The 4,857-nt window shown below is 65.1% G+C and carries 4 protein-coding genes and 1 pseudogene; 4 read left to right on the forward strand and 1 reads right to left on the reverse strand.

Annotation, left to right across the window (positions count from 1 at the left end):
- The coding region (locus K675_RS0113420) for a serine hydrolase domain-containing protein (protein ID WP_017904031.1) at positions 1 to 717 on the reverse strand (717 nt) is incomplete at its 3' end.
- A gap of 296 nt (positions 718 to 1,013) precedes the next feature.
- On the opposite strand from K675_RS0113420, the gene K675_RS0113425 reads away from it, so the two are divergent.
- The 4 genes and pseudogenes from K675_RS0113425 to K675_RS0113440 all read left to right on the forward strand — a co-directional run.
- Positions 1,014 to 2,006, forward strand: a complete 993-nt coding sequence (locus K675_RS0113425) for a response regulator (protein ID WP_080635348.1) — start codon at positions 1,014 to 1,016, stop codon at positions 2,004 to 2,006.
- Between the two features lie 3 nt (positions 2,007 to 2,009).
- On the forward strand, positions 2,010 to 2,975 hold the full coding sequence (locus K675_RS0113430) for a sensor domain-containing diguanylate cyclase (protein WP_017904033.1): 966 nt from the start codon (positions 2,010 to 2,012) through the stop codon (positions 2,973 to 2,975).
- A 189-nt stretch (positions 2,976 to 3,164) separates the two neighbouring features.
- Entirely contained in the window at positions 3,165 to 4,583 is a 1,419-nt protein-coding gene (locus tag K675_RS0113435; RefSeq protein WP_232434429.1) for a TolC family protein, read from the forward strand.
- Positions 4,583 to 4,857 (forward strand): annotated as a pseudogene (locus K675_RS0113440) (ABC transporter permease); the annotation flags it as partial. The gene K675_RS0113435 and the pseudogene K675_RS0113440, both read left to right, overlap by 1 nt.

Consider the following 4,857-nt stretch of genomic DNA (forward strand, 5'->3'; position numbering starts at 1 on the left):
CAGCAGGTCGCCGTCGCCGATGAAGCTCGACTGGGTCATGCCCAGGGGCTGCAGCAGGGTTTTCTGCAACTGGTTCTCGAAGGTCTCGCCGCTGCTGCGTTCGATGGCGGCGCCGACCAGCGCATAGCCCAGATTGGAATAGGCCACCTGCCGGCCGGGTGGGGTGCTCAGCCACAGGCCGGACACCCGTTGCGGCAGTTGGTCGAGGGCCGAGGGGGTGCGCAGGTCGCGCAGGTATTCGCCGGGCAGGCCGGACTGGTGGCTGAGCAGGCGGCGCAGGGTGACGGCCTGGTCGGCCTCCTCCTGGCGCTCGTGAAAACGCGAACGCACATGGAATTCCGGGAGGGTGTCCCGCAGCGGCGCGTCCAGCCGAAGCCGCTGTTGCTCGACCAGTTGCAGCGTGGCACTGGCGGTCAGCAGCTTGGACAGGGCGCCGGCCCGAAACGCCGTGTGGTTGGTCACCCTGACACCGTCGGCCTTGTCGGCATAGCCGAAGCCGCGGGCCCAGATCACTTCCTGGTCGGCCACCAGGGCGATCGACAGGCCGGGGACGTTCTGCTCGGCCATTTCCTCGGGGATGCGTTCCCTGAGGTAGCGGATGATACCGCTGTAGTCGCCCTTTGCCAGGATGGGCGGCGGCACCGGCGGCTGGCCGTTGCATCCCGTGCTGCCCAGGAGGAAGCCGATCAGGAAGAGCGTGCAGAGCGAGCGGAACATGGTGCACCAGCCGGGTGGAGAATGGACGACGTATCTTAGGTTCAAGCTCCTTTGGGGTCTGTGAGGGGTTTGTCGAAAAAATGTCAAAGAGTGTTAAGCCGTGACGGTCCGGGCCGGTTCCCCGATAAAAGGGGAACCCTTGATCTAGGGCATTCCCTGAGTCGTGTGTCAGCGATATCCTGGCGAATTGTTCGACGCGGTTCTCAATAATGCGCCAATGATCAGCGTTTTATGTCAATTTTATGGCATCATGCCACTAATGTTTTCCCTGATGCCCAACATGTGAGCGCCGGTCTGTGTCAGTGATTCCCCTACTTGTGTGTGATGATTCCAACATGGCGCGCAAGCAGGTATTGCGCGCATTGCCGGCGAACTGGCCGGTCTCGATCACCGAGGCCAGTGACGGACGCCAGGGGCTGGACGCGATACGCAAGGGCCTGGGGCAGGTGGTACTGCTCGACCTGACCATGCCGGAGATGGATGGCTATCAGGTGCTGGCGGCGATCGGTGCCGAACGGTTGCCGGCCCAGGTCATCGTGATATCCGGCGACGTCCAGGAAGAGGCGGTGCGCCGCGTCCGTGAGCTGGGGGCGCTGGCGTTCCTGAAAAAGCCGTTCGAGCAACACGAACTGCAGCGCACCCTGGCCGAGCTGGGGTTGCTCGACGTACCGGCCGAGTCCTTGCCGCGTCCGGCATCGGACGCGCGGGTCAGCTTTCGCGATGCCTTCCGCGAGACGGTCAACGTCGCCATCGGCCGCGCGGCGGCGCTGATCGCCAAGGTGCTGGGGGTGTTCGTGCAGTTGCCGGTGCCCAACGTGAATATCCTCGAAGTCGGCGAACTGCACATGGCCCTGGCCGATGTCGGCAGTTGCCAGAGGCTCACGGCCATCTGCCAGGGTTTCATCGGTAGTGGTATCGCCGGCGAGGCGCTGCTGATGTTCCATGATTCGGAAATCGCCGACATGGCCCAGTTGATGAAACGCCAGGGGCCGGAGTACTCGGACCTGGAAATGCTGCTGGACCTCTCCAGCGTGCTGATCGGCGCCTGCCTGAGCAGTATCGCCGAGCAGATCGACGTGGTGTTCTCCCAGGGCCACCCGCAGATTCTCGGGCAACACGCGGCCATCGAGGACCTGATCCGGATCAACAGCCAGCGCTGGAAGAAGACCCTGGCGGTGGAGATCAGCTACAGCCTGGAGGGGCACGATATCCACTTCGACCTGCTGTTGCTGTTCACCGAGGACTCGATCGAGCGCCTGACCCATAAACTCGCCTACCTGATGAGCTGAGCCATGAGCGACCACATCGATCTGAACGAGTTTCACTGGTTGCTGGCGATCGTCCAGAGCATCGACGTCGGCGTGGTGGTGCTCGACCGCGACTACTGCGTGCAGGTGTGGAACACCTTCATGGAGAACCGCTCCGGGTTGCAGCCCGGGGAGGCGTACAACCGCTCGTTCTTCGAGCTGTTTCCCGAGGTCGATCGCGAGTGGTTCAGCCGTAAGGTGGAGAGCGTCGCCACCCTCGGCACGCCGGCCTTCACCATCTGGGAGCAGCGCCCCTACCTGGTAAGGTTCAAGAACTACCAGCCGATCACCGGCCAGGAAGACTTCATGTACCAGAACACCACCTTCCTGGCCTTGCGCTCGACCGACAGCGAGATCCGCCACATCTGCCTGGTGATCTACGACGTGACCGATGTGGCCACCAACCGCAACCAGTTGCAGGCGGTCAACGCACAGTTGAAGAAACTCTCCAGCACCGACCGGCTGACCGGCTTGTACAACCGCGGTCACTGGGAAGAGAGCCTGAAGGTCGCCTACGCGCGCAACCAGCGCCATGCCAACCCGACCAGTCTGGTGATGTTCGACATCGACCACTTCAAGAAGGTCAACGACACCTACGGTCACCAGGCGGGCGACAAGGTCATCGAGCGGGTGGCCCAGGTGTTGCGTGAGCATGTGCGCGACAGCGACGTGGCCGGCCGCTATGGCGGCGAGGAGTTCGGCGTGGTGCTTTCGGACACCGACAAGGCCGGCGCACGGTTCTTCGCCGAGCGCCTGCGCAGGGCGGTCGAGACGCAGGAGGTGGTGCACGAGGGGGTGACCATCCGCTTCACCATCAGCCTGGGCGTCGCCGACCTCAGCCGTCCCTCGGTCACCCACGCGGACCTGATCGCCTGGGCCGATCAGGCGCTGTACCGGTCGAAGAAGGCCGGGCGCAATTGTGTGACGGTGTACGAGCAGGGCGCGGCATGACCTCGCGCGCTACTTAAACGCCGATTACAGATCTACACAAAACCGCGACAGTTTCCCAACAGCGCCCAGGCCCAGCCCGTGGAAAAATACCGGCGCTGCCCTGGACTCTCCCAGTGCCGCCGAGACCTCCCTCCGTACCAGATTGCCGTTGCGGTGCAATCTCGTCGTTTGAAACCTGCACTTGTGGTGGTGACTATCAAACTTCCCCAACACCTGGCGCCTGCCCGGGTTCCCTGTGCGCTGCTGCTGGTGCTGACCCTGCTGGGCGGCTGTTCGGTGGCGCCGCTGCCGGACCTGCAACCACCGACTCCCGACACCTGGCGCAATGCGCCCGCCGGTGTGCGGCCGCTGCAGGCCGACCTGAACCAGTGGTGGCGCGCCTTCGGCGATGCGCAATTGGACGCGCTGGTCGAGCGGGCCCTGCAACACAACCTGGACGTCGCCCAGGCGGTGGAGCGCCTGCGTGCCACGCGCCTGCTGAGCCAGCACGCCCAGGACAGCTACCGGCCTTCGCTGGCCATCCAGAGCCGGGACGCGATCAGCCCGGACACCAGCACCTCCAACTACCTGGTCGGTTTCGATGCGCAGTGGGAGCTGCCGCTGTTCGGGGTCAGACAGAGCACCGATCGCCTGGCCCGGGGCAACGAGGCCCTGGCGCAGGCCGACCTGCGTTCGGCCCAGGTTTCGTTGGTCGCGGAAGTCAGCCGCCGCTGGATCGAGCTGCGTTCGGCGCAACGGACGCAACAGCAACTGGTTGCCGTGCAGCAGGCCCTGCGGGAGAAGTTGAGGCTGTTGCGGGTGCGTGAACAGCTCAAGCTGGCGACACCCGTCGAAATCGCCGAGGCCCAGGCGGAACTGGCCCGGGCCGACATGGCCCTGGGCGAACCGTGGCAGGCGATCAACCACCATGCACAACAACTGGCTTTGCTGCTGGGCCAGAGCGAGCCCGATCCTCTCTGGCTGCAACCTGGGCCACCGCCGCAACTGGGCCAATGGCAATTGAGCAGCGTGCCGGCCGACCTGTTGCGCACGCGCCCGGAAATCACCGGGGCCGAAGCCCTGGTGATGCGCGCGGCGGGCGAAGCGGGCCTGAGCCGGGCCGAGATCTATCCGCATATCAGCTTGGGCACCTCGTTGCAGTGGTCGCTGAACCTCGACAGCAACCGCAAGCGTACCCGCAGCGGCGACAGCCTCTTCTCCTATGGACCCGGGATCAGCATTCCGCTGTTCGACTGGGGCCAGCGCGTGGCCAGGGCCGACGCCCGCGATCACCAGTTGCAGGCGGCGCTGCTGGCCTATCGGCAGAGCGTGCTGGTGGGCGTGGCCGAAGTCGAGACCGCCCTGGGCGACCTCGAGCAGTCGCGCCAGCGCGAGCAGTCCTCCCGGCAGGCCGGCAAGGCCGTGCAGAGCCGCTTGCAGGCCTTGCGGCAGCGGGTCGGGCTGGGCTTGCAGAGCGACCTGGAACTGAAAGGCGCACAGGTCGAACAGTACTACGCCAGCGTGCGGCAGGCCCGGGCCAGCGCCGAACGCGGCATCGCCTACATCGCCTTGTACAAGGCGCTCGGGGGCGCGCCCTTGCCGGGCGAGATGCCGAAGGAGACGCACTGATGGTCGCACTTGCCCGTCAAACGCTGCTGCATGAGTGGCGACGTTTCCTGCCGGCGATGATCGCCGTGGGCTTCGCCGGCCTGTTGCAACTGCTCCAGGCCGCATTGGTGCTGGGCATCTTCGGCAGTGCCAGCGTGTACATCACCGGTTCCTCGGCCGACCTCTGGGTCGGTTATCCCGGCACCCAGAGCGTCAACCTGGGACGGCCGATCGATGCCGGCGTGGAGATGCACCTGCGCATGGAACCGCAGGTGCGGCAGGTCGAGCCGTTCCT

Source organism: Pseudomonas fuscovaginae SE-1 (genome assembly GCF_000364705.1).
Classification (GTDB): domain Bacteria; phylum Pseudomonadota; class Gammaproteobacteria; order Pseudomonadales; family Pseudomonadaceae; genus Aquipseudomonas; species Aquipseudomonas fuscovaginae_A.

What these genes read in the sequence shown, in the direction of transcription:
- K675_RS0113430 (WP_017904033.1), top strand. Translation starts at nt 2,010, where the DNA reads ATGAGCGACCACATCGATCTGAACGAGTTTCACTGGTTGCTGGCGATC.